The 22,656-nt window shown below is 33.5% G+C and carries 19 protein-coding genes; 2 read left to right on the forward strand and 17 right to left on the reverse strand.

The annotated features are described in order from the left end of the window. Window positions 1–18: 18 nt before the first annotated feature. The 4 genes from EFREU_RS01680 to EFREU_RS01695 all read right to left on the reverse strand — a co-directional run bounded on the left by EFREU_RS01680 (window position 19) and on the right by EFREU_RS01695 (window position 4,449). On the reverse strand, window positions 19–267 hold the full coding sequence (locus tag EFREU_RS01680) for a YneF family protein (protein WP_100609302.1): 249 nt from the start codon (window positions 265–267) through the stop codon (window positions 19–21). Window position 268: 1 nt separating this feature from the next. Then, window positions 269–2,248, reverse strand: a complete 1,980-nt coding sequence (gene tkt / locus EFREU_RS01685) for a transketolase (RefSeq protein WP_100609303.1) — start codon at window positions 2,246–2,248, stop codon at window positions 269–271. A gap of 105 nt (window positions 2,249–2,353) precedes the next feature. Further along, entirely contained in the window at window positions 2,354–3,472 is a 1,119-nt protein-coding gene (gene rsgA / locus EFREU_RS01690) for a GTPase RsgA (RefSeq protein ID WP_100609304.1), read from the reverse strand. Continuing rightward, entirely contained in the window at window positions 3,472–4,449 is a 978-nt protein-coding gene (locus EFREU_RS01695; RefSeq protein ID WP_100609305.1) for a hypothetical protein, read from the reverse strand. Before EFREU_RS01695 ends, rsgA begins: the two co-directional genes overlap by 1 nt. Before the next feature lie 90 nt (window positions 4,450–4,539). Between EFREU_RS01695 and EFREU_RS01700 the strand changes: the two genes are divergently transcribed. After that, window positions 4,540–5,352: a hypothetical protein gene (locus EFREU_RS01700; protein WP_100609306.1), complete on the forward strand. Its 813-nt coding sequence runs from the start codon at window positions 4,540–4,542 to the stop codon at window positions 5,350–5,352. A gap of 108 nt (window positions 5,353–5,460) precedes the next feature. On the opposite strand, the gene rpsU is transcribed toward EFREU_RS01700, so the two are convergent. From rpsU to holA, 6 genes are all read right to left on the reverse strand, one after another. Then, window positions 5,461–5,625: a 30S ribosomal protein S21 gene (gene rpsU / locus EFREU_RS01705; RefSeq protein WP_100609307.1), complete on the reverse strand. Its 165-nt coding sequence runs from the start codon at window positions 5,623–5,625 to the stop codon at window positions 5,461–5,463. Between the two features lie 62 nt (window positions 5,626–5,687). Further along, window positions 5,688–7,172, reverse strand: coding sequence for a hypothetical protein (locus EFREU_RS01710; protein WP_100609308.1), 1,485 nt, complete (start codon window positions 7,170–7,172; stop codon window positions 5,688–5,690). An 80-nt stretch (window positions 7,173–7,252) separates the two neighbouring features. Next, complete coding sequence (gene coaE, locus EFREU_RS01715; RefSeq protein ID WP_100609309.1) at window positions 7,253–7,837, reverse strand: dephospho-CoA kinase; 585 nt, start codon at window positions 7,835–7,837, stop codon at window positions 7,253–7,255. A gap of 36 nt (window positions 7,838–7,873) precedes the next feature. After that, entirely contained in the window at window positions 7,874–8,152 is a 279-nt protein-coding gene (locus EFREU_RS01720; protein WP_100609310.1) for a hypothetical protein, read from the reverse strand. 29 nt (window positions 8,153–8,181) lie between these two features. After that, window positions 8,182–9,675 (reverse strand): hypothetical protein, encoded by a 1,494-nt coding sequence (locus tag EFREU_RS01725; RefSeq protein ID WP_100609311.1) that lies wholly within the window; start codon window positions 9,673–9,675, stop codon window positions 8,182–8,184. Further along, window positions 9,662–10,648 (reverse strand): DNA polymerase III subunit delta, encoded by a 987-nt coding sequence (holA, locus tag EFREU_RS01730; protein WP_100609312.1) that lies wholly within the window; start codon window positions 10,646–10,648, stop codon window positions 9,662–9,664. The genes EFREU_RS01725 and holA overlap by 14 nt, the downstream gene beginning before the upstream one ends. Window positions 10,649–10,822: 174 nt before the next feature. Here holA and rpsT point away from each other — a divergent pair, with 174 nt between their 5' ends. Next, window positions 10,823–11,068, forward strand: coding sequence for a 30S ribosomal protein S20 (rpsT, locus tag EFREU_RS01735; protein ID WP_100609313.1), 246 nt, complete (start codon window positions 10,823–10,825; stop codon window positions 11,066–11,068). Window positions 11,069–11,112: 44 nt separating this feature from the next. Here rpsT and EFREU_RS01740 read toward each other — a convergent pair whose 3' ends face one another. The 7 genes from EFREU_RS01740 to EFREU_RS01770 form a co-directional block, all read right to left on the reverse strand. Next, on the reverse strand, window positions 11,113–12,246 hold the full coding sequence (locus tag EFREU_RS01740; RefSeq protein ID WP_100609314.1) for an AEC family transporter: 1,134 nt from the start codon (window positions 12,244–12,246) through the stop codon (window positions 11,113–11,115). A 16-nt stretch (window positions 12,247–12,262) separates the two neighbouring features. After that, window positions 12,263–14,374 carry a ComEC/Rec2 family competence protein gene (locus EFREU_RS01745; protein ID WP_100609315.1) on the reverse strand — a complete coding sequence of 704 codons (2,112 nt, stop codon included), beginning with the start codon at window positions 14,372–14,374 and terminating at the stop codon, window positions 12,263–12,265. A 63-nt stretch (window positions 14,375–14,437) separates the two neighbouring features. Next, complete coding sequence (locus tag EFREU_RS01750; RefSeq protein WP_100609316.1) at window positions 14,438–17,101, reverse strand: valine--tRNA ligase; 2,664 nt, start codon at window positions 17,099–17,101, stop codon at window positions 14,438–14,440. Between the two features lie 140 nt (window positions 17,102–17,241). Further along, a complete protein-coding gene (locus EFREU_RS01755) occupies window positions 17,242–18,048 on the reverse strand; it encodes a MurR/RpiR family transcriptional regulator (RefSeq protein ID WP_157844563.1) in 807 nt (268 codons plus the stop codon). A 540-nt stretch (window positions 18,049–18,588) separates the two neighbouring features. Next, window positions 18,589–21,384, reverse strand: coding sequence for a cation-translocating P-type ATPase (locus EFREU_RS01760; RefSeq protein WP_100609318.1), 2,796 nt, complete (start codon window positions 21,382–21,384; stop codon window positions 18,589–18,591). Window positions 21,385–21,386: 2 nt separating this feature from the next. Further along, window positions 21,387–21,977: a ribosome biogenesis GTP-binding protein YihA/YsxC gene (yihA, locus tag EFREU_RS01765; RefSeq protein ID WP_100609319.1), complete on the reverse strand. Its 591-nt coding sequence runs from the start codon at window positions 21,975–21,977 to the stop codon at window positions 21,387–21,389. A gap of 33 nt (window positions 21,978–22,010) precedes the next feature. Further along, entirely contained in the window at window positions 22,011–22,655 is a 645-nt protein-coding gene (locus EFREU_RS01770; protein ID WP_100609320.1) for a hypothetical protein, read from the reverse strand. Window position 22,656 lies beyond the last annotated feature (1 nt).

The raw sequence follows: 22,656 nt of genomic DNA on the forward strand, positions 1-22,656 counted from the left end.
AGGAGTCGTTTTTCATCATTATTTTTTGCTTTTTTTAATGGCATTCATGGTTTTTTTAATGTCACTTTCACTTGGTTTACGACCCATGCTCATATACATGGCTCTAATTTGTGATTCAGTAATTGGTGGGTTATCACGAAGTTGTTTACGCACAATTGCTCTCGTGATAAAGAAACCAATTAAGCCTCCGACTAATAAAGCACCGATAATAACTCCGACAAGAGTACCGGCAAGAGCGCCACCGCTTAAACTTCCTAAAATTGGCATTTTATTTCTTCTCCTTTAATTTTTTCAAAATTTGGGGGACGATTTTATCTGCAGTAAAACCATATTTAGCAATAACTTCGTCGCCAGGAGCTGAAGCTCCGAATTCATCAATTCCAAAACTTATCCCTTCATCACCGACATATTTACCTCAGCCATAAGTAGTTCCCATTTCTAAGGAAACACGGAAGGTTTTTGGATCGATAACTTGCTGACGGTAAGTTAAGGGTTGTTGTTCAAAGAGATTCATTGATGGCATTGAAACCACTCGACTCGAAACATTATTTTGGAGCAATGCTTGTTGAATCGCTACGGCCAATTCGACTTCACTTCCCGTGGCAATTAAAGTAACTTCCGGATTTTGTTGGTCCGCCAGAATATAAGCTCCTTTAGCAACTTCAGCTATAACATTATGATGTTTTTGTTGGGCCAAATCTTGACGAGTCAAGATAATTGTTGATGGATGGTGTTTGTCTTTTAAAGCGTAGTGATAGGCACCAACGGTTTCGGCATAATCGGCTGGACGAAAAACGTTATGCATTGGAATTGAACGAACCATTGCTAATTGTTCAATTGGTTCGTGCGTTGGGCCATCTTCACCCACAGCGATTGAGTCATGAGTAAAAATAAATAAATTTTGTAATTTCATTAATGAAGCTAAACGCATTGCAGGTTTTAAGTAATCACTAAATACGAAGAACCCTGAACCGACTGGAAGGATTCCACCATGAGCAGCCATTCCGTTATTAATAGCGCCCATAGCAAATTCACGTACACCATAAATAACATTGCGCCCATCGCGATTATTTGGTCCGTAGTTACCGTTTGGCCCCTTAATCTTTGTTGAGGAAGCTAAGTCAGCGCTACCTCCAAATAAAGTTGGGTTTTCTTGAGCTAATTGATTAAAGACTAGTCCAGAACTAATTCGAGTTGCTTGCTTTTGAACTGGAGTTGCTGCTAAAAGAGCTTCCACATTCATTTCCCAATTATGGTTTAAAGCTTTTTCCAGTTCTTGATAGTCATTTGGAAATTCTTTAGCATAAACTTGACGCATTTCTTCTCATTCATGGTAAGTTTTCGCACCTCTATGGTTGACATTTTCCTTATAGAAATCGTAGGTTTCTTGTGGAATAACAAAGTCAGGATGGTCTCATTGATAGCGCTGTTTAACTATTGCCAAGTCAGTCCCTAATGGATTACCATGGACTTGGTTAGTACCTTCTTTTGTCGCTCCTCGACCAATGATGGTTTTAACTTCAATATAAGTAGGTTTAGAAGCTTTTTTAGCCTGATTTAAAGCTGCTTCTAAGGCTTCAAGGTCTTCACCATCATTAATTTCTAAAACGTTTCAACCTGCTGCCTCAAAACGTTTTTGGTGATTTTCAATAGTTGCTTCACTAACTTTATCATCGAGTTGAATATCATTTGAATCATGAAGCAAAATTAACTTATGTAATTCTTGTTTTGCTGCAAAAGTGATTGCTTCTTGAGAAATACCCTCTTGTAAATCACCATCACCACAAAGAACAAATGTATAATGGTTGATTAATGGGAAGTTCGGTTTATTAAAACGGTGCCCTAAAAATTTTTCTCCTAAAGCCATCCCAACACCCATGGCAATTCCTTGTCCTAAAGGTCCGGTAGTTACTTCCACTCCGTCTGTAAGGCCACGTTCAGGGTGACCAGGAGTTAATGAACCCCATTGACGAAAACGTTTTAGTTCATCCATTGGTAAATCAAAGCCACTTAGATGCAAGGCAGAGTAAAGTAAAGCCGAGCCATGACCCGCACTTAATACGAAACGGTCACGATTAAACCATTGTGAATGTTGGGGATCAATAGCCATTATTTTGGTGAACAGGGTAAATACCATTGGCGCTGCCCCAAGGACAATTCCAGGGTGCCCTGAATTAGCTTTGTTAATTGCTTCAACTCCGAGTATACGCATGGCATTTAAATGGAGGGAATCATCTTTTTTTGTCATTTTTCTCCTATTTTTTGTTAAATAATTTTTAGCAACCTCTTAAATTGGACTGATTACTAAATTTTCTTTATGATTTTATCTTATAATTTTAGTTTTTTCTTTGTTTTAAACTAGAGGTTTTCTCACGGTTAATAAGTTTTGGAAACTTCTAGAAGGCAAATTAATATTTGTAGACACCGTAATATTTAGTTTCGGAATATTGGGCACATTAATCCAACCTAAATTACCGAGACTTAAGTCAAAGCGCTTAGTTTTAACGTCAATTTTAGGTTGATAGGTTAAAAAATGGTTATTTATCAATTCGGCTTGTGGTTCAGGGTGTAACTCCAGTTGGTGTTTTTGCAAATAGTCATTACTTTTATTAGTTTTTGTACGGTGAATATCCAAATGCTGGTAAGCATAATAATGTAAATCAATTTTTTGTTCTGCTGGAAAAGAAAAATTAACACTAATTAGACCGCCAATAATTAAGCTTTGACCGCTTTCAATTTGGTAGGTATATTGGAGTAATTCTTTTTGAAAGTGCAGGTATTTGAGATCATTTGGTGTTACGTAATAATTTCATGCATCTTCACGATTGAGACCTGGAGTGTCAATAATTGTTAAATAATCATTAATTTTGACTGGTAGAAAGTTCAACGTCGTATGGAAACTAGGTGCAGTTACTAAATTTTCTGACTGTTTATTTTGTTTCAAAAGGGCATTAATAAGTGAAGATTTACCGACATTAGAGTGACCAATAAAATATTGCTCATTTGTGTTTTGTTTTTCTAATTGTTTTTGTAAAAATTTTAAGCTATTGGTATTATTTTTTGAAACTAAAAAAACTTGGTAGTTCGTTAAAGGTGAAGTAGCAAAAAGGTCTTGAAAATATTTTTGCAACTTTAACCTTTTGACAGCTTTTGGCATTAAGTCAACTTTGTTTACTAGGATAGTGACTTTTTCGTTAGCCAACAAAGTTTCTAAATAATGATTTCGACTTAATTCAATATCAAAAATATCAATCACATAGTAAAAAAGTCGATGCTTCAACTCATTTGGTTTTACCAAAAGTGAAGCCAATTGTTCAGTAAATTGGGCAGGAGTAATTTCTTGTGGAATAACTACTTTGTAATGTTTCATTTTGAAACAACGGAGACAGTATTGATTCGTTAATTTTTCTGAATAACCAATTTTTGATTGGTGTAGGTTTTGTAGGTCTGCTCCACAGCCATGACATTTCATTATTTTTCTTTATCCTCGGGCTTCTTCTGGGGTTGTTGTTTTTTAGGGGGTTTGGGTTTTAGTTGCTTCACGTTTAGTTTTGGTTTCGAACTAGCATGGGGCTTTAAACTATTTTGTCAAAATGATAGTAATTCTCAAAGTTTATAAACATCATTGAAACAATGATGTTCCGCTTCTCTTACTGACCGATTAAGGTAATGATAGGTTTTTTCATTAGCAAAATTAGGCACGGTAAAAAAGGTTAAAGCATTTTGTGATAACCGGTAAATGTCAGCATTATCTTCGAAACCAAATTTGGGATAACTTTGACTCATATATTCAAAAAACTTTTTCAAACTCGGTAACTGGCGTGTTTCAGGGCCATAGAAACCAGGTTTTAAATTTTTTGGTTCTCAAAAAACGGAACCGTCCGCTTTGAAATTAGCAAAAGCCATATTATTTTCTAAAGAATTATAAACATCCAACATGAATAATTTTGGCTCTGGTTGTAAAATGACCGGCGCGGAACGACGGTTAAAATAAGAAGTACATTGTTTGATCCAATTTTCGAGAATTGGTCGATCATTCGAGGCTCCGGCCACAATAATAGTGGCCACTTGATTTTTAACTAGTAAATGACAAAAATTATGAATCAATTGGGTATATTGTTTTTGAAAATCATAATTTTCATCATTTAAACGGCGGCGAAGACGAAAATTTTTAATTAGTTTGTCTTTATTAAGAAGGGTTAAATCTTTTTTAGTTTTTATTAAGGCATAATCCAAAACATAAACGATAGACTTATTTTTTTCATTATAAAGGGGGGTTAAGTTCGCATCAATTTGATGTGATTGATTAAAAAATTCCGTGTCTAAAATTAGCGCTGGATATTTGATTTGCGCTAAATCTTGGGCGAGTCCTTCTGGTTTCATGACAAATCATTGAAACTCGTTTAAATAATATTTTCTTACTGCAAATTCGTCTTTTGTTGACTTCACTTTTTTCTCTCTTGCTCTTTTATTATTCTACCAAAGGTCTCTTATTAATTTAATTAATTGATATAATCAACTTGATTTGAAGGAGAATGTATGTTGTTAACTAAACAGTCGACGCTAAAGGACTTAACGAACGAAGTAGTGCTAAAATGGTTCAAAGAAATTATCAATGAACGCATCAAACAGTTAAGAACTGAGCTACAACAACTAATGAACCAAATGCCAATGTTAGGCCAATTTGGAAATGTAAACGCTGAAATGGGCCAAAGCATCGACCAAATTAAAATTGAGACTGGTTATTTAAAGAATATTGGGGAAATTAAAGCCTATAGCAAAAGTCATAGCTTTAATACGAATGATAATTTATTCAAAAATAATAATTTTTCGTTCGAAACCATCACTCAGTTTCTCCAACAAGGAGAATCAATTCCTAAAATGCTAATTAAAATTCAATTAGGAGAAACTTTTGCCACAATTAGCAAAATTTTAGAAAAAATTGAAATCCTTGACCAAAAAATTGGCCAAGATGAAACATTGGCAAATATTTCTAGTGAAGATCTTAATTATCTTTTATCTAAAACATTAGAACCTGTCGCTCAAGATTTAATTAATTTTGTGTCTAAAAATCGCAGTGACGCCGATAATGTTTTACCAGAAGCTATGGCTATTTTAAATAATCCAAATTGAGAAGAAAAACAAAAAAATGTTGATATTGTTGATCGTTATTTTTCAAAGTTCAAAGTAAGTGCTCTATTCAATAATTTAATGAGCCCTGAAGATTTGGAAAAACGAGAAAACCAAAGTGAATTGATTGAGTATAGTCAAGTTCTTGGTACTTTGCATTACTTAGATTACTTTATTAAATTGGCAGAAGAACTTCTTAAAACAGCAAAAAACGTTGGTTAATTCAAAAACCAACGTTTTTTTGACTATTAATTAAAAAATAAAAAACCTTTCTTAAATTTTCATTAAGAAAGGTTTTTTATTTTTGAGTGAGACCACGGCTTGCTCGTTTTATTTATATTTACGGTTTTGTTTTTGTTTGTAAATACGTTTTTCCTTTTTGCTCAAGTGGTATTCACGTTTACGTGCTTCTGCTTTATTAGTTGAAGCAACTTTTTGAAAGCGTTTTAATGCTTTTTCAATCGGTTCCCCTTCATGAACAGTAATACTTGCCATTAATTTTTTCAACTCCAATTCAATCTTTTTAATTTTATCTTATTTTTTATTAAAAATAAAGACTAAATAGAAGTGTCTAGCTTTCTTACATTAATCCTAATTTCTTTATGAGTTTCAACATTCTCTAAAATAACCAATTTTTGCGGGTGTTGGAAAAAATCTAAAATTTCTTCCATATCTTTAATTACGTATTTGCTACCTTCGTACATAACTTCTTTGCCAATATTATTTTGGAACTCTTGCTTAGTAAAAGTTCGCTTTGTTAAATCTTCTTTGTTAACTAGAGTCCCTTTTGAGTCTGACTCATACTTATCTTCCATTTTTTGTAAAAAGTCTAAAGCATCAGCAGTTGTTTCGGGAGTTGGCTCGTTGATATTCGTGTCCATGATGGTTACCAAATCTTCGGTAGCCTCTAAAGATTCGAGAAATGATTCATTGAAAGTTTGGGTGCCGTTATCTTCTACTGAATAATCAAATAAGGAAGCACTATTTGTTGAAGCGGTAATGTCAAAGGGGTTTTCAATAATAGTTTCAAAAACCCGATCGTCAGATTGATTAAAATTTTGTCTTTCTTGCGTATTAAAATCTGGTTCAATATCTACTAACATTAAGCTTGGTTCTTGATCAGCAATATTATGAATCTCTTTAATTTGTTCCGTTAAGCTGGCCGAGAGGGTGCTTTCGGTTTGTACTAATTCACTGGCGGTTTTTTCAATTTCATCATCGGATAAGGTAGCTATAATTGCTTCTAATTGGGCATTCAAATCAAGGTCTTTTTGCGTTTCTTCTGCGGAATAACTTGCTGAAGTAACATGCACTTCACTATCTTCAAAAATTTTGAATTGATTATTAGAAGACATATCTTCAACTTCGGTTTCCAGTTCGGAGTCATCTTCTGATTGTTCAATATCTTGATCAGTTTCTTCACCAAGTGGAACATCCTCATCATCGATTTCTAGATTAGGTTTTTTGGGTTTTCTAACTCATTTCTCATCTTCAAGACTTTCCAACGGCGAACGATTAAGATTAACGTTGTCGGAAAAATCTTTTTCAGATTTAATTGGTTGACTTGTAAAGTTATAAAGAACGTTATTCGTAGCATCTAAAGTATCTTGTAATTTAGTTTCTTCTAAGTTGGTCATCATTGTCTCTGTTTTGAGTTTCTCAGCACTTTGAGAAGCCTCAATTTTTTGGTTTTTAGGAGCGCGATAATTCATCAAGGTCGATAATTCATCAATCCGACGTTGATCTTTTCATTTTTGTTCTAAATCGGATAAGGGAGCTTCTTTACGAAAATGGGGATTCATAGTTAAGGTATAGCGCTTGTATTTTAAAAAAGCATCTTCTCTACTTTTATGGTTATCACGAAGCCAAAGCAAATACTTAATAAACCTTTGTACCTCAAGGCGCATATAAGTTTCGTAAGGCTCTAAATCTTCTTGCAACAAATCTCAAATGCTATCCAGATCTAAATTTAGATCGATTAATTTATCAATTTCATAGCGTAATTTACTTGTTAAGCATTCATCAATCGTCTTCTTTTCCATTTTAAACCTCTTTTATTTTTATTATACTGAGAAAAAAACCCGAAAAGAAAAAGCACTCATTTCAAGTGCTTTAAGTTAATTTATAATTTACTAACCTTAAAATTCATCATTAAGGTATCTAATTTATTATAAAAACTTTCTAATGAATCATCATTATTAAGAATAATGTCCCCACGAAAATCTTGCAACCATATTTCTTGAATTTGGGCAATCTTTTTGGTTTCATCACTTTCACGTTGGTCACGTTGCATAATTCTTTTAATCAAGATTGGCTTTGGTGTTTGTATCTCCACCAAATATTCGACAGGAATATTAAACAATGGGAGCAACGCCCCTTCTACAACCACATTTTTATCGATGGGAATGGAATTTAATAAAGATTTAGTTTTGGTTTCAATTAACGGTCAAACAAAAGCAGCAAATTTTTGGTTATCAACCAAGCTATTAAATAAGATAATTCTTAGTTGGTTCCGATCGATTTGATTCTTTTCTTGATTATAAGAAGTAGGAAAGTTAGCCATTACAAAAGAGAGAACTACTTCCTCGTTCATTATCTCTTTGCTAATTTCATCAAGGTCGAGAATCTCTAAATCATAATTTTTACTTAAATAATTCAAAGCAGTCGTTTTGCCACTACCAATTAAGCCATATAATCCAAGTCGCATTAGTCCCCCATTAGTAATATCTAAGTTTGATTATAATTAATAATCCATTAAACTTAGTTGCTTTTCGGGTGAAACGGGTGAACAAGTAATAATGACATTCGAATCCTTACTAATTACAAAATAAAGTTGTCCTTTTGAACCAGCGCGAATGTAAAGATCATATTTAGATTCAAAAGAATAATTAGAATTTTTAATTAAATCCATAATTTTTTCTTTAACTTCATAATCAGGAAGACCAGTTAGTTTCAACCGCTCACGACAACGTTGGAGACCGTGATCAGTAAAACCATAAGAATGTTTAAAATAGTAACTCATGGCCAAATTCTCCTTAAAAAAACCCAAAATTAATTTTGGGTTTGGTTATCTTGAGGACTTTTAGGTTTATCTTTTTTAGTAAAAGTTTTTTTCCATCAAGTCCCGAACTTTGTTTCCTTTTTAGCTTTAATGGTTTGAGTATCGTCATCAAATAAAGATGGGTCAACTTGATAAGATTGACCTTGCATCATCGCAATGTTAGCACGTTGGTATTCAGTCATCGCATGCATCATTTTTTGACGGTCTAAACGTGGGTTTAGCACTAGCATAACAATACCTAAAACCACAGAAACAGCAATTAAGGCAACAGCAATATCAGCAATGATTGAAGTAGCTTCAATTCCTGCTCCATGTTTTTCCATCATGACTGCTCAAAAGGCTTTAAAGTTGTAGTTACTGTTGTCACCCACAAATTCATTATCAAAGATTCGCTTAAATGTTTCTTCAAAGTTTTTTGAAATTTGGTGGGCACTCATAACGTTAAAGATATTTGAACCAGCAACAAAGAACATAATAAACATAAAGATTACCGACATCATACTTAAACGGTATTTCTCTTTTAAAGAACGTGGTTTTCTAAAAACGGCATAGCCAATATAAATAGCTGGCAGTGAATAGAAAACTAAACTTAAAATTGAACCAACATTAGCACTCATTAAACTTCAATTTAACGGAAACTTTGCATTACTATCTCTTAAACTTTTAGTCAAGAAACTATCCCAATTTCCTTTATGCGAAGCTCACATTGCTTCACCAAAAAGGGCATTGCCAAATGGATTGCTAGTATTATTTGGACCAAGATTCATTTTGACAGTCATCATGGCAATTGAAGTGGCAATTAACATTAGTGTAGCCAAAATTACAAGACCGGCAAACACATATTTTAGTGTTGGCATTCATTTTGGTTTTGACATGTAAGGATAAAAACGTGGATTTTGACGAGGATCCATTGTATTTACGTTGGCATAACCACCACCACCAAAGAAACTATTGTTATTTTGTTGACTATAAGTTCTTTCTTGGTTTTGACTAGAAGAAAATTCGGGTTTCGGTTTGTCTTTAGTTTCTTGAGCTTGTTTTTCTCTTTCCAGTCTTTCTTTTTCTAATTCTCTATAATGGTTTTTGGTTTGATCAGTTAGAGTAGCATCAATCAACACTTCATCAGGAGAAAAATTAACAATTTCTTCGGTTAATGTGTTTCGGCCTACTTCGAAAGTGGTTGAAGTATAAGAAAGAAACGATGAATAATCAGCATAAATTTCTTCGACACTTAAACCATCGCGTTTTTCAAAACGTTGTTTCTGTTGGGTAACTTTAACAATTGCCTGGGCAAAAACTGTTGTTCAGGTTTGGTTGTTAAAAGTTTGGTTAAAATCTTTTTCTAAAGCTAACATATTATTAATTTGTTTGACAAACTGATCACGGAAAATAGCTTTATTATCCAATTCATAACGCAAACGTTCGTGTTTCACCACATTGTACGCGAGATAAACCAAACTTTTATAAACTTTATTTGGCTCCATTATTCTTGTCCTTTCTTTTCGACTTTTCGAACGCTTTAATAAATTTATATTCGGGAATTACGCGTGTATCAATCGCTCCACAAATTAGTTCTCTATTAAGTTCATATATCATATCAATTTTACCATTTAATTGCGCGATTGTCTCGTTATTTATGCGCAGAATGTTGTTTAGGTAGTAGGGGTTTACTCCCAATTTTTGAATTATTTCTTGATGATAGAGGCCCTTTTCTTTTAACACTAAATAGTTTCTTAATGTGATAAGATGATTGCCCAAAAGGGCTAACAAAGGAATTAATTCATTGTTTTGCAAACAATAATCCTTATATAAGGTTAAAAAATTACTGCAATCATTCCGCAAAAAGGCTTCACTTAATTTAAAGATGTCATTTTCTAATCATGGGAAGGAAATTTGTTTGGTCATTTCCAAAGTTATTTCCGGGGCTTCTAAATTTACCAATTTACCAATTTCCTTTTCTAAATATGAAAGGTCTAAAGGCATTATTGTCCAAAAATATTTCCAGGCGTCAGCAGAAAAGTTAATTTTGGATTCTTCTAATCATTCTTTAACTTTGGTTTGACAAAAACTCAAAGTTGGTGAATCAATTTTATTTACCTTTACTTGCCTAATAAAATTTTGGGACTTTTTGTTTTTCGCAAGTGTTTCATGATTAAGTGTAAAGATGACTTTATTAGCGTCGGGAAGCCCCCGATTTAAAAGCGTCAATAGACTATCAAAATTAAAGGTGGGATGCAAAGCAATTTTTTTATTTGTTAAAAACCAAGAGTCATGGATGATAATTATTTTTTGCTTGCTAAACATTGGTAACGTTAAAAGACTATCAATAATTTCTGCCAAAGAGTTATCAATAAAAGAAAATGTTTCAATTGTCTCTGAATCTAATTGAAGTTCTTTAATTTTCTGTTTCTGGGCTTCTAATAATAAATAATAGTCAGGACTATAGATTAAATCCATTCGGCCCCCCTTTTCGTTACTATTTTAGCAAAAGGACCTCGTGAAGTTACCGACAAAATGTCAATAATAAGGCAATTGGTCCTTTTGGGGTATTATTTACTACCGCCTCTTTTTCTTTATTTGGTATAATTTACTTTGTCTTTAAATCTATTTAAGAAAAGAGGAGATGTAAAAATGGCAAATATTAAATCGCAAAAAAAGCGAATTTTAACCAATGAAAAATCTCGTTTGGCAAATAAAGCGTTTAATTCTCAAATTAAAACAGCAATTAAAAAAGCTGAAATTGCTAAAAAAGAGGATGCTGCTGACAAAAATGAATTAATCACTTCAGCAGTGAGCTTGGTTGACCAAGGGGTTAAAAAAGGAATTATTAAACCAAATAAAGCCGCTCGTGTTAAATCACATTTAATGTCAATCTAAACCCAAATTGGATAATAAAAAAATAGTGATTCGTCACTATTTTTTTATTGGAATAAATTAGTTTCACCAATTAAACTTGTGATAACGGCTCAAAAAGGCATTGTGATTAAAGCTAGAAAGGTTGTTTGGGTGCAAATTTTTGCTGATCTCTGTGCTTCTTTTTGGTAAAGAATGGCATAGCTTGCCATGGCAGTTGCAGTTGGCGAGGCCATCATAAGAATGGATACAATTAAAGCAATTTTAGGAATTTCGTAAAGGTTGGTTATTTGGCCAAACCAAGCGAAAAAGACAAATAGACCCACTGTCACCAACGGTACGATTAACATTTTAAATGATGATGCCAACCAAGCTGCTTTATCTTTTAAAGCTTCTAAAAGTGGACTACGGGCAATTAAAATCCCAATTGATAATCAAGCTAGTGGTGTTGGGAGTGCTCCAAGAATCGTCACAGCCTGATTAAACCCAGGAATTAAGGCATCAAGGCGAGTAACTGAATAATTGCCAGGGCTTATTGTATTCCAACCATTGTCCGTCACATGAATAATTTTAATTCCCGGAATCATTTGCATTAATCACAAAACTAAACCCCCAATTAAGGCAATCATAATCGGGTTTTTTAATAAAGATTTGGCAATCTTGCGCGAAAGTTGGCGGCGTTCTTGTTTGCTTTGTATTGTAGCAAAATGAGGGCGTTGATAAACATATAAGGAATATCATGATAAGTAAAACCAGAAAGCAATGTTGAAAAAATTTGTCGCTTGTTTAAGCACTTCTTGTTGGTTCGAATTAGCTAAAGCTTCGGCCATAGGAAACCCAAAATAGAGGACTGATGGACATACCGCACACATAATTAAAGCATCTTGTGCCTTAGCTTGATACTTTATGAAAACTAATCTTCCAAGCAAAGTTAACAAGATATAGGCTAAAAAACCGATGATCAAAAGCACTAAGAGATTATTAAAGTTCTGGGTATCTAAATCGACCATGAAATTTTTTAGTATCATTGCCGGCAAGCCGATAAATAAAGTGATTTTGACAATCACTTTCTCTCATTTATCAGGCATAATGTGTCGTTTTTCAAGAAAGTAACCAAGACTAATAACCAAAGCGGCCACAATAATCGTTCCCCAAAATTTGGTATTCGATAGAGTAATTTTTAAGACTTCTAAACTTGACATCTCACTTTTCCTTTTCCTAATAAAAACTTTTTAATTGGTTTTTAGTTAAATTTCATACTCAATTAATTTTAATATGAGTCGATACAAAAGGAATTCGCATTTTGTTTAAAATTTTAATTGTTTCGGCATCGGGAAATTGATGGTTATTTTTAAGACCAGCACTAATAAAAATCATGCGAGGATTAACGAGGTTTAAAAAAGCTTCACTACTTGAATTTTTGCTACCATGATGACCTAATTGCAATAAATCAATTTTTATATTGCCGATGACATATAAGAAATGTGGATTTTCTAAATGATTCGCTTCACCAACTTTGGTCAGGTCGCCAACAAGTAAAATTGTGTTATTTTTGAGAATTAATAAAATAATCAATGAAGTATCATTATAATCTTTCACCTTATCTAATTTTCAACCTATCATTTGGATACCTTTGTGGGTTCAAGCCAAATTACCAACATATTCGTTAGTAATTAAATTTTTAACTGTCGCCAACTTTTGAACATGCTCTAAACCGTTGTAATGATCAAGATGGAAATGGGAAATAAATAAGTAGTCAATATGATTTAAACCTTTAAATTTCAAAAAATCACCCATGATTTTTGGTGAAAAACCAGGTCCACTGCCACAATCATAAATAATAACGGTGTTTTTAAACTTATTAACATAAAGAAAGGAACTCCCATTGCCTACGTTTAACATCCAAAAACTTTCCGTTTCTAGACTAATTTTTGCTCAAGATAAAGCTAAAATTAGACTTGCGATGGTTAAAATAAGAACTCATTTATTACTTTTTCAACTTTCAGCTCCTTTTATCTTTCAAAGCCCTCAAAAATAAACTACAAAGCAGACTATCAAACCAGACCCAAAGTTTCATGATCAACTAAGTTTAGTACTCAAATCTAATAATCACTGGGTAATGTTGCTAAGAAATGTTCACAAATTTGTAGTCTTAGGTCATCATCAAGCGAAGAAAACAAAACCGTTTAAGAATTGAAATCATGGTAATAAACCTAGAAATAAAAACGGCGCGATGAAGTTTAAACGATAATTAAAAATAATTTCCAAAGGGCAAAATAAACCAAAACTTCTTGCTAAGTGTCATGTCCATTTCCTTAAGCCTCTCATTTTAAAATCGTTTGAAGTGAAAAAAATACCTACAATCACTAAATATCAAACGCCGCTTTGCAGAATAAACCGGGCATTGATAAAGTAGAGACTATATAAAATCACAAAACTGCGTGTTTGACGATTTCAATTTCAATGACGTTGCCGAATAACTAGATTCAAAACTTGGGCGATTGTAAATCGGACAAGAAATCAGGGAAAGGCGGCTAAATATAGATAGCCTAAAAATAAACTAGTAAACAGAACTTGTGTTATTGTATTTAACGAGGGTTTGGAACCAAAAACTTTATTGCGAAATCTTTTTAAATAATAGATATTAATTAGCATTGTTCCATTGAGTAAATAACCTAAATTTAACTCATTAAGTTGGTTTTTAATTTCTAAATTTGTTTTATCATTTCATAATAAAAAATTTAAAAAGGGGCTAATGGCTTGTGTTTGCCAATAACTGAAAAAATAAAATCTTAAGTTATGTGTAGGTAAAAGTTGATAGTTCTCAACCTTAATCCCTTTAAAAACGGTTTGGGAACGAAGATAGGCACTAAAGTCAAAACTAAAACTATTGGGTGGCTCTTTTAACGGCTGAATTCAACCACTTAGATTAACGTTTTGGCCAAGGGTTAGTGAAGGTGGCATTGCTATTCATAATACTGATTGCCGCCCAATTTTAATAATTCCATAAGTGCCACTATTTTTAACAACCCTACCTTTAAGGTTTGAATAAAAGGCACCAAGATCACGCAAATCTTGAAAATATCATGTTTGAATTAACCAAAGCAACAAAGGGCCTAAAACGAGTAAAAATAACCAAGGGTAGCGTTTTTGCTGTCAAAATAAATAAAAAAGTATAGCTAAAAAGGAACTTAAAGAAAGCAAATACTGATTTTTTTCCAACATCACTAAACTGAGAGCGACAAGACAAAAAATAATGACTAGAGGATTATGATTTTGCCAAAAAACTCGGTTATTAATTTTGAGATGAGAGGGTTTTTCTTTTTGCAAATATTATCAACCTCCCTAGAAGATACGATTTTAAAAATAAAAAATGCCTTTTTAAGGCATTTTTTATTTTTGGGTCATTTTTTCGAGAAGACTTTTTAATTGCTCTTGGTAGTCAGCATATTTTTTTTGCTCTTCGGCCACTTTTCCCGGTTGGGCCTTAGCTAAAAAATTGGGGTTTGAGAGAATTTTTTGACTTCGTTCAATTTCTACTTCCAGCATTTTTTTGTGGTTTTGCCATTGGGCTGCTAAAACATCAGCCTTAATAAACTGACTAACTGGAACTTCAAGGAAAAACTCCTTGACAGGAAGGGAAATTAAATCCGTTTTTTCATTATTAATCGTCGTTAAGACCAACTCGCTATTTACTAATTTTTTAAGATAGGCGTTTCAAAGTGGTAATTCACTTTTGAAAACTTGAATATGATGGGCATTTAATTTTTGTAGATTAAAAACTAAATGAACGGATTTGTTGATTGTTTGGTCAGCTCTAAATTCCCGAATTTTACTAATTAATTCCAAAAGTAAGGGAAAATTGGGAGTTTGTTTAATGGTGATGGGATTAACTCAAGTTTCTAGCATAATTGACAAATGGCTTGGATTCGGAAGTTCTTGATAAAGTCTTTCAGTAATAAAAGGGGCAAATGGATGGAGCATTATTAAAATATTTTGGAGAACATAAACCAACGTTTGCTGAGTGCTTTCTTGAACCGCGGGATCAGTTTTGTTTGCCAAATTAACCTTTGCTAGTTCGATGAATCAAGAACAATATTTATTTCAAACAAAGTCATAAATTTCTTTGCCTGCCAAACCGAATTCAAAAGCATCAATCAAAGCCTGACTTTTGTTCATCACTAGTTTTAATTCATTAAGAATTCAATTGTTAGCTTCGTTAGCCCCATCATGGGCAATCATAATTGCTTCATCAAATTTAAAATTATCTGGTAGTTGTAAATAAACAAAACGACTTGCATTCCACAATTTATTTAAAAAATTTCAGGAATTTTTAACTTTTTCCTCATTATATTTTAAATCTTGGCCTGGGGTTGAGCTTGTTAGCAAAAACAAACGCAAAGCATCAGCCCCATAATTTGCAATGACATCCATTGGGTCAACACCATTACCTAATGATTTTGACATTTTTCGCCCTTGTTCATCACGAACCAAACCGTGAATTAGAACTTGGTTGAAGGGTTTTTGGTGGGTAAAGTAAAGACTTTGAAAAATCATTCTGGCTACTCAGAAAAAGATAATGTCATAACCTGTCACTAAAACACTAGTTGGGTAATAATGGTCAAATAGTGGGTTTGCTTGGTCCGGTTTCCAACCAAGAGTGACTAACGGTCATAAGGCTGAAGAAAACCAAGTATCTAAAACATCAGCATCACGTTCTCAATCTTGAGTCGGATGTGGAGCTTCAAGGCCAACATAGATTTCTTTGGTTTCTTTATGGTACCAAGCAGGAATTTGGTGACCTCATCAAAGTTGGCGCGAAATCGTTCAGTCTTGTGGGTTATTCATCCATTGGAGAAGAACTTCATTAAAACGCTCTGGAAAGAAACTAATTTTTTGGTTTGTTTTTTGAAAATCAAGGACTAGTTTTGCTAATGGCTCCATCTTCACGAATCACTGGTTTGATAAATAAGGTTCGACGATTGTGTTGGAACGTTCCGAATAGCCAACTTGGTGAACGATATTTTCAGCTTTTAAGAAAGTTTGGGCTTGTTTGGTATTATGGATTATTTTATCTCGCGCTTCAAAGCGATCTAAACCGGCATAATCAGGACCACAACTAGTAGTTAAAGTTCCATCCTCATTAAGACAAAGCGGTTTAGCCAAATTATGACGTTCCCCAATTTCAAAATCATTAACATCATGGGCTGGAGTACATTTCATTACTCCTGTCCCAAAGTCAGTTTCCACATAACTGTCAGCAATAACTGGAATTATCATGTTATTAACAGGATTAATTACCATTTTACCGTGGTATTTTTTGTAACGTTCATCATTAGGGTTAACTACTAAACATTGGTCAGCAAACATTGTTTCTGGACGCGTCGTGGCCACTTCTAAATAATCATCACTATCAACTAGTTGGTATTTAAAGTAATACATTTGCCCCGGAGTCTCACGGTAAATAACTTCAATATTAGAAATAGCAGTTTTTTGGCTAGGGTCCCAATTGACAATGCGTTTTCCGCGATAAATCAGACCGTTATTATATAAAGTCACGAAAACATAGTTAACTAAATTATTAACATCTTTATCTAAGGTAAATTTCTCAAAACGGTAGTCTAAAGCTAAACCTAATTTGGCTCATTGTTGGCGGATGGTTTCGCTATAGGTCTCTTTTCATTTTCAAATTTCTTCAATAAAGCCTTCACGCCCAAGATCTCAACGTCTTTTTCCCTCTTGTTGAAAAAGATGAGCCTCCACTTTAGTTTGGGTGGCAATTCCAGCATGATCAAGCCCTGGCACAAAGAGGGTATCGAAGCCATTTAGATGCTTGAAACGAATTAAAGCATCTTCTAAAGCATTATCTCAAGCATGACCTAAGTGTAATTTACCGGTCACGTTAGGGGGAGGAACTAAAATAGTGAAAGGTTTTTTGCCTGATTGTGGGTGAGAATCAAAGAGTTTATGTTCCTTTCATCATTGATAGCGACCTTCTTCAACCTCGTGATGTTGGTATTTTAAAGGCAAGGGGGTTTTTGCATTTGCGTCTGACATTCGTTTTAAGCCTCTTTCTTCATAATTCTTATTTTACAATAATTTTTGAACATAAAAATAACCCTATTTCAGGGTTATTAGCAAATAATAAAAATAATGTTTTAAAAAAGAAAATTATCAAAGTAAAATAATTTTCTTTTTTATCATCTTTTAGGATTTGTTCAATTTGGGTTTGTGCTTTTTTGTTTTAGAATGTAAGTCATAATTAGGTTGTTTAGAAAAAAACTTTGCACTTTTGTATTGCCTACCAATGATGGTGTGCTTTTAAGTGGAAAGGCAAAATAATTTAGAATAAAATCCATATCATTTATGAAAAATTTATTTAAAGCCGTAATCATAACTAAAGTAACATGGTTTTCTTTTAACTTTCTTACTAAATTAAAATAAACATTTGATTCATAATTATCCGCCATAAAAATAACAAGGTCATCACTATCTAAATTCATAATTTCGAAAGCGTGGTTATTTGGAAACGAAGTAGCGAAGGCGTTGCAACCAACTATTCTTAAATTATTACATAAGTCTTGCAACTGCAAAAAATTTTGTCCACTACCAATCAGCCAAATTTTATTTGCCTCGCAAATTCTTTGCGCCACATTTTTTAATTGACGTTGGTCTAACAATTTAATCGTTTCTTCAATAGCGTAAAATTCAATCTTTTTTAAATTTTCGATTTCTTCATCCCTTTTAATTTGAAAAAGGAAATCAGAATAATTTTTTTCTCGTTCTAATAAATAAGATGTTATTAGATAATTTTGAAATTCGCGGTAATTAGTAAATCCCAAGCGACGAACAAATTTGCTAATTGTTGACACTGCGGTACTTACATTTTTAGCAAATTCGACAATTGATGAATTAATAAAGGCATCGGGATGTTGGTTAATTTTTTTAATAATTAGACGATCAGTAGCTACTAGGTTTTCATAAGATTCTTCAACAATTAACAAGATTCACCTCCATAAAACTCTAAAAATTTCCTCCCATTACGTTTATAAAAATTTAATTACTTTAAGTATTTTTTTAAACCAAATTTATTAAACAGGTGAAAAAATTGAGTCAAGTTTTGTCTTAGACTAGTTTAAATCTCTTGAACTTAATAACACAATTATTTGCTTCAATTTGACCAAAAAAGTTATAAGATAGGTTTTGATAATCTTGATAGAGGCAAATGTCACTTGTAAACATTATAAGGAAAAATAGGATTTATCTAATTTAAAAAAGACTAGTAAAATCTCACATTTTCAACATTGATTTTAACTATTTATTTATTCAATATTACGTTCTAAATAAACCCTTAAATTATAATTATTTTTTGATAAATGCTAATAACGTTTATTTCAACTATTCATGTTACTAATTCTTAAACACCAAAATGTTCAGAAATTAAAAAATTATAAAAGACCTCTTAATGATAAAGATTTCCGCTTAAATGTCAAGGATTTTATAAAGAAAAACTAGACCATAACGTCTAAGATTAACGCTGTGGTCTAGTTTTTTCTTTTCTTTTTCTTTGATTTGGCCATCGTTTGATCTTCATGAACCATTTGGGTTACTAAACGACGGTTTCGTTGTCATGCTGGTGGAGCATAATGATAAATATAAAAAATTAAAGTATTGGTAATAATCGTTAATAATGTTGGGACCAAACTTAGACCAAGACTAATGAAAATTAATCACCAATTGGTTTTATTTCATCCTCCCGATCCATAACCCATTAGACCAAAAATTTGGTCATTAAGTCCGGGTATAAAAATGACTAATAAATTTACCCCAACGCCAATTAACGAGGCATAAATTAAAGGTTTAGAAATTAATCACGGAATCCTAGTTGAAGCTTTCCAGTTAGTTAATTTAATGCAATGAGCTAAACTTAGGGGAGCAAAAGCCATAGTCATGAAGAGTACGGTTTGTCCGCGAAGGGCTCGACCTGAATCACCTTTTGGTAAAGTTGAGGCCCCTAAGAAATAAGCAACAATGAAGGCTAAGGTTAAAAAGAACGCAATTTTTAAAATCGACCCTCAAACCCCTTTTAATAAATTAGCATTTCTTTTCGGTGGAGGAAGATACATTAAACTACTATCAACCGGACCCATTCCAAGTGCAATTGCTAGACATGACTCAACAATCAAATTTAAATACAGAATATCAACAGCTTGTAATGGTGATGTGTGGTTAATTAAAGAAAGAATAAAAATTGTTAAGACATTGGCTAGGTTATAACCTAAAAGGAGAACAATGGCTTGCCGAATTTTTTGGTAAACATTTCGACCTTGGTCAACACCTTTCATAATAGTGGCAAAATTATCATCGGTAAGGATGACATCAGCAGCCTCTTTGGCTACATCAGTTCCCCCTTTACCCATGGCAATACCAATATCTGCTTTTGCCAATGAAGGAGCATCATTTACCCCATCGCCCGTCATTGCAACAATATTGTTTTTTTCTTGGAGTAACGTAATAATCCTTACTTTATGTTCTGGGTTTACTCGCGCAAAAACTTTAATATTATCAATAATTCTTAAAAGTTCTTGATCAGGCATTTTTTCAAGAACATCCGCTGCCATAACTTCATAGTGTGTATAAGCTAAATCTAATTCGCGGGCAATCGCTAAAGCGGTATCTACATGATCTCCAGTTAACATCACTACTTGGCAACCAGCTTGATTGGCTTCGCGAATTGTTTGAATGGCCGAAGGTCTCACTGGGTCCATCATTCCAACCGCTCCTAAGAAAATCAGGTTTTTTTCATCAGGTTTTTGAGTGTCGTTGGTGACTGGTTTGTAAGCAAAACCAAGGACTCTTAAAGCTTTATCAGACATCTTTCGACTTGCTAATAAAATATTCTTTTTAATGGTTGCCGTAAGTGGTTGGACTTTGTCATCAATAATTACCTGATTACAAATCTTTAATAATTGATCAACCGCCCCTTTAGTGAAAACATATTTACTTTGACCCACAGCATTCAAAGTAGTCATCAACTTCCGCTTAGAGTCAAAAGGAATTGCGGCTTTTCGTGGTCACAGTTTGCGAGCTTTAATTTCGTCTCAACCCATTAATTCCGCAAAATCAATCAAGGCTAATTCGGTAGGGTCACCAATTCGTTCGCCTTCTTCTGAAATTGAATCATTTGGCAAGACTAAACTTTGACAAAATAATTTTTTTTGGTTATTGGTAACGGATTCAATAAACTTTTGAGAGGAAAGAATGTTTTGGTTTCATAAAACATCTTTAACTGTCATTTTATTTTGTGTCAATGTTCCCGTTTTATCGGTGCAAATTATGTTAACACTTCCGAGGGTTTCCACTGAACTAAGTTTTTTAACAATCACGTTTTCTTTAGTCATTCTTTTAGTGGCGATGGATAAAGTGATTGAAACTACAGCGGGAAGTGATTCGGGAATAATACCGATAGCCAAAGTAATCGCAACCATTAAGTAATTGCTTCAATGGCTTTTTTCACCACTGAAATATAGCGATAGAAACATAACCAAACCGATTATCAGGGCCACTCCAGAAATTCAAAAACTAAATTTTTTTAATTTCTTTTCTAGAGGTGTCATCTCATCTTTGGAACTTTTAATGGCTGCGTCGATTTTGCCAATTTCTGTATGAACGCCAGTAGTTATCACAACTCCGAGAGCTCTTCCATTAGTCACAAACGTACCCATAAAGGCAATATTTTTTTTATCAGCAAGAATTGGTGTTTCTTTTTGTGTCTCACCAAATTTTTGTACTGGTACCGACTCCCCAGTTAAAGCAGATTCATCAATAAAGCAATCTGAAGTCTCAAATAATCTTAAGTCAGCTGGAATATATTGGCCAGCTTCAATAACAACTACATCTCCTTTGACAAGATCTTGCGATGGAACCGTGATTTGGTTTCCATTACGAATAACGACGGCTGTTGGTTTGGTAATGGACTTTAAAGCTTCAACCGATTGCCGGGCTTTTAAAGTTTGGACCGTTTCTAAAGTGGCATCGAGAAGGACGATAAAAATAATCACAATAAAGTCAATAAAGTCGCTTATTGATAAAGGGTCTGACCAATGACCAATTCGTGGGGCGATCACCGAAATGATAGCTGCAAGAATCAGGATAATTTGGAGTGGTTCCACTAAAGCCAATAAAAAGATGACAAACCATGGTTTGTAATGAGCTTGTGGTAAAACGTTTAAACCATCGGTTTTTAGGCGGTTGGCAGCTTCGTTTTTAGAAAGTCCCTCGTTTAAATTGGTTTTTAAATTTTTTGCTAAATCGACTTGGTTTAATCCTTCAAAGTTCATGATTATTTCCTTTCGGCAAGTGCAATGAGACCTTGATAAACTGGCATTAGATCACCTTTGTTCAAATTCGAAATTTTGATAAATTTATCACTTTGATCGTAGTTAAGAGTATTCTTAATTAATTTCTCATTTTTGTTTATTTCATTCTTCTTAAGTTTATCTAATTTAGTGCCAATTAAAATAACAGGCAAATTTAATTGCTTCAAAAAATTGTAAAGCTGTTGGTCATCGGCATTTGGTTTACGTCGTAAGTCAACTAGCATCACCGCTCCCTTAAGGTTGGAGCGGTTCATTAGGTAGTCTTCCATCATACGCGCGAATTGTTGTTTTTCCGCTAAAGTCGTTTTTGAAAAACCATATCCAGGAGCGTCAACAATCCGAAATTGACCATTATTGATATCGAAAAAATTAAGTAATTTAGTTTTACCTGGTGTTGACGAAACTTTTGCTAATTTTTTTTTGTTAGTGAGGTTGTTAATGAATGAGGATTTACCAACATTCGACCTTCCTAAAAAACAAATTTCATTAATTTGATCATCAATTCACCCCTCGCGACCTGCTGCTGATTTGATAAATTGGGCTTGTTTAATCATCATTCCTCCATCTTTTAGAAAACATTTTTTCCATTATTTAATTTGTTGTCGCAAAAGGTCATTAATTATTAGAACCGCTTCTGGTTGGTTAGAAACCACTTCATAAACTTCGTCATCAGTTTGAATAACATAACCCCGACTATAATGACGTGAAGTATAAATTAAAGCAAAATAAGCTTTCCGAATTTGGCTTAAAGGTAATTCGACTTTTGTTTTTTCATAACGATTACTAAAAATTACTCTTTGGTTAGTTATGTAAACATCAGCATCAAACTGAGGTTTAGGTGAGGCTTTTAGCCCCAAACGAAAACTACTTTTCAAAGGCAAAAAATCAAAATCCTGTTCATATGCTTGGTAAATAGTTGGTTTTTGGCCTTCGGTTTTGATGAGAAATTTATATTCTTGACTTTTTTTGCCATACAAATAAAGCTCGTTTTGATAATCATAATAATAGGCTTTCTCGTTGGAAGGCAACGAAAATTTAAGAGCAATGGGTGAAAGTGGGCCGTTTGCTTCATAATGCCTTTTGATATTCGTCCAGTCCTTTTGGTAAGCGTTTCGCTCTTTTTGGTAGGGGGTATGGTGGAGATTGTAACGACCTGCCAATAGGCCACTAATAAGTAAAACGATTAATCACAAGCCAATGATACTTAATAAGATAATTAGGTTTAGATTCATA

Origin of the sequence: Entomoplasma freundtii, assembly GCF_002804205.1 — a bacterium.
GTDB lineage: Bacteria > Bacillota_I > Bacilli_A > Mycoplasmatales > Mycoplasmataceae > Williamsoniiplasma > Williamsoniiplasma freundtii.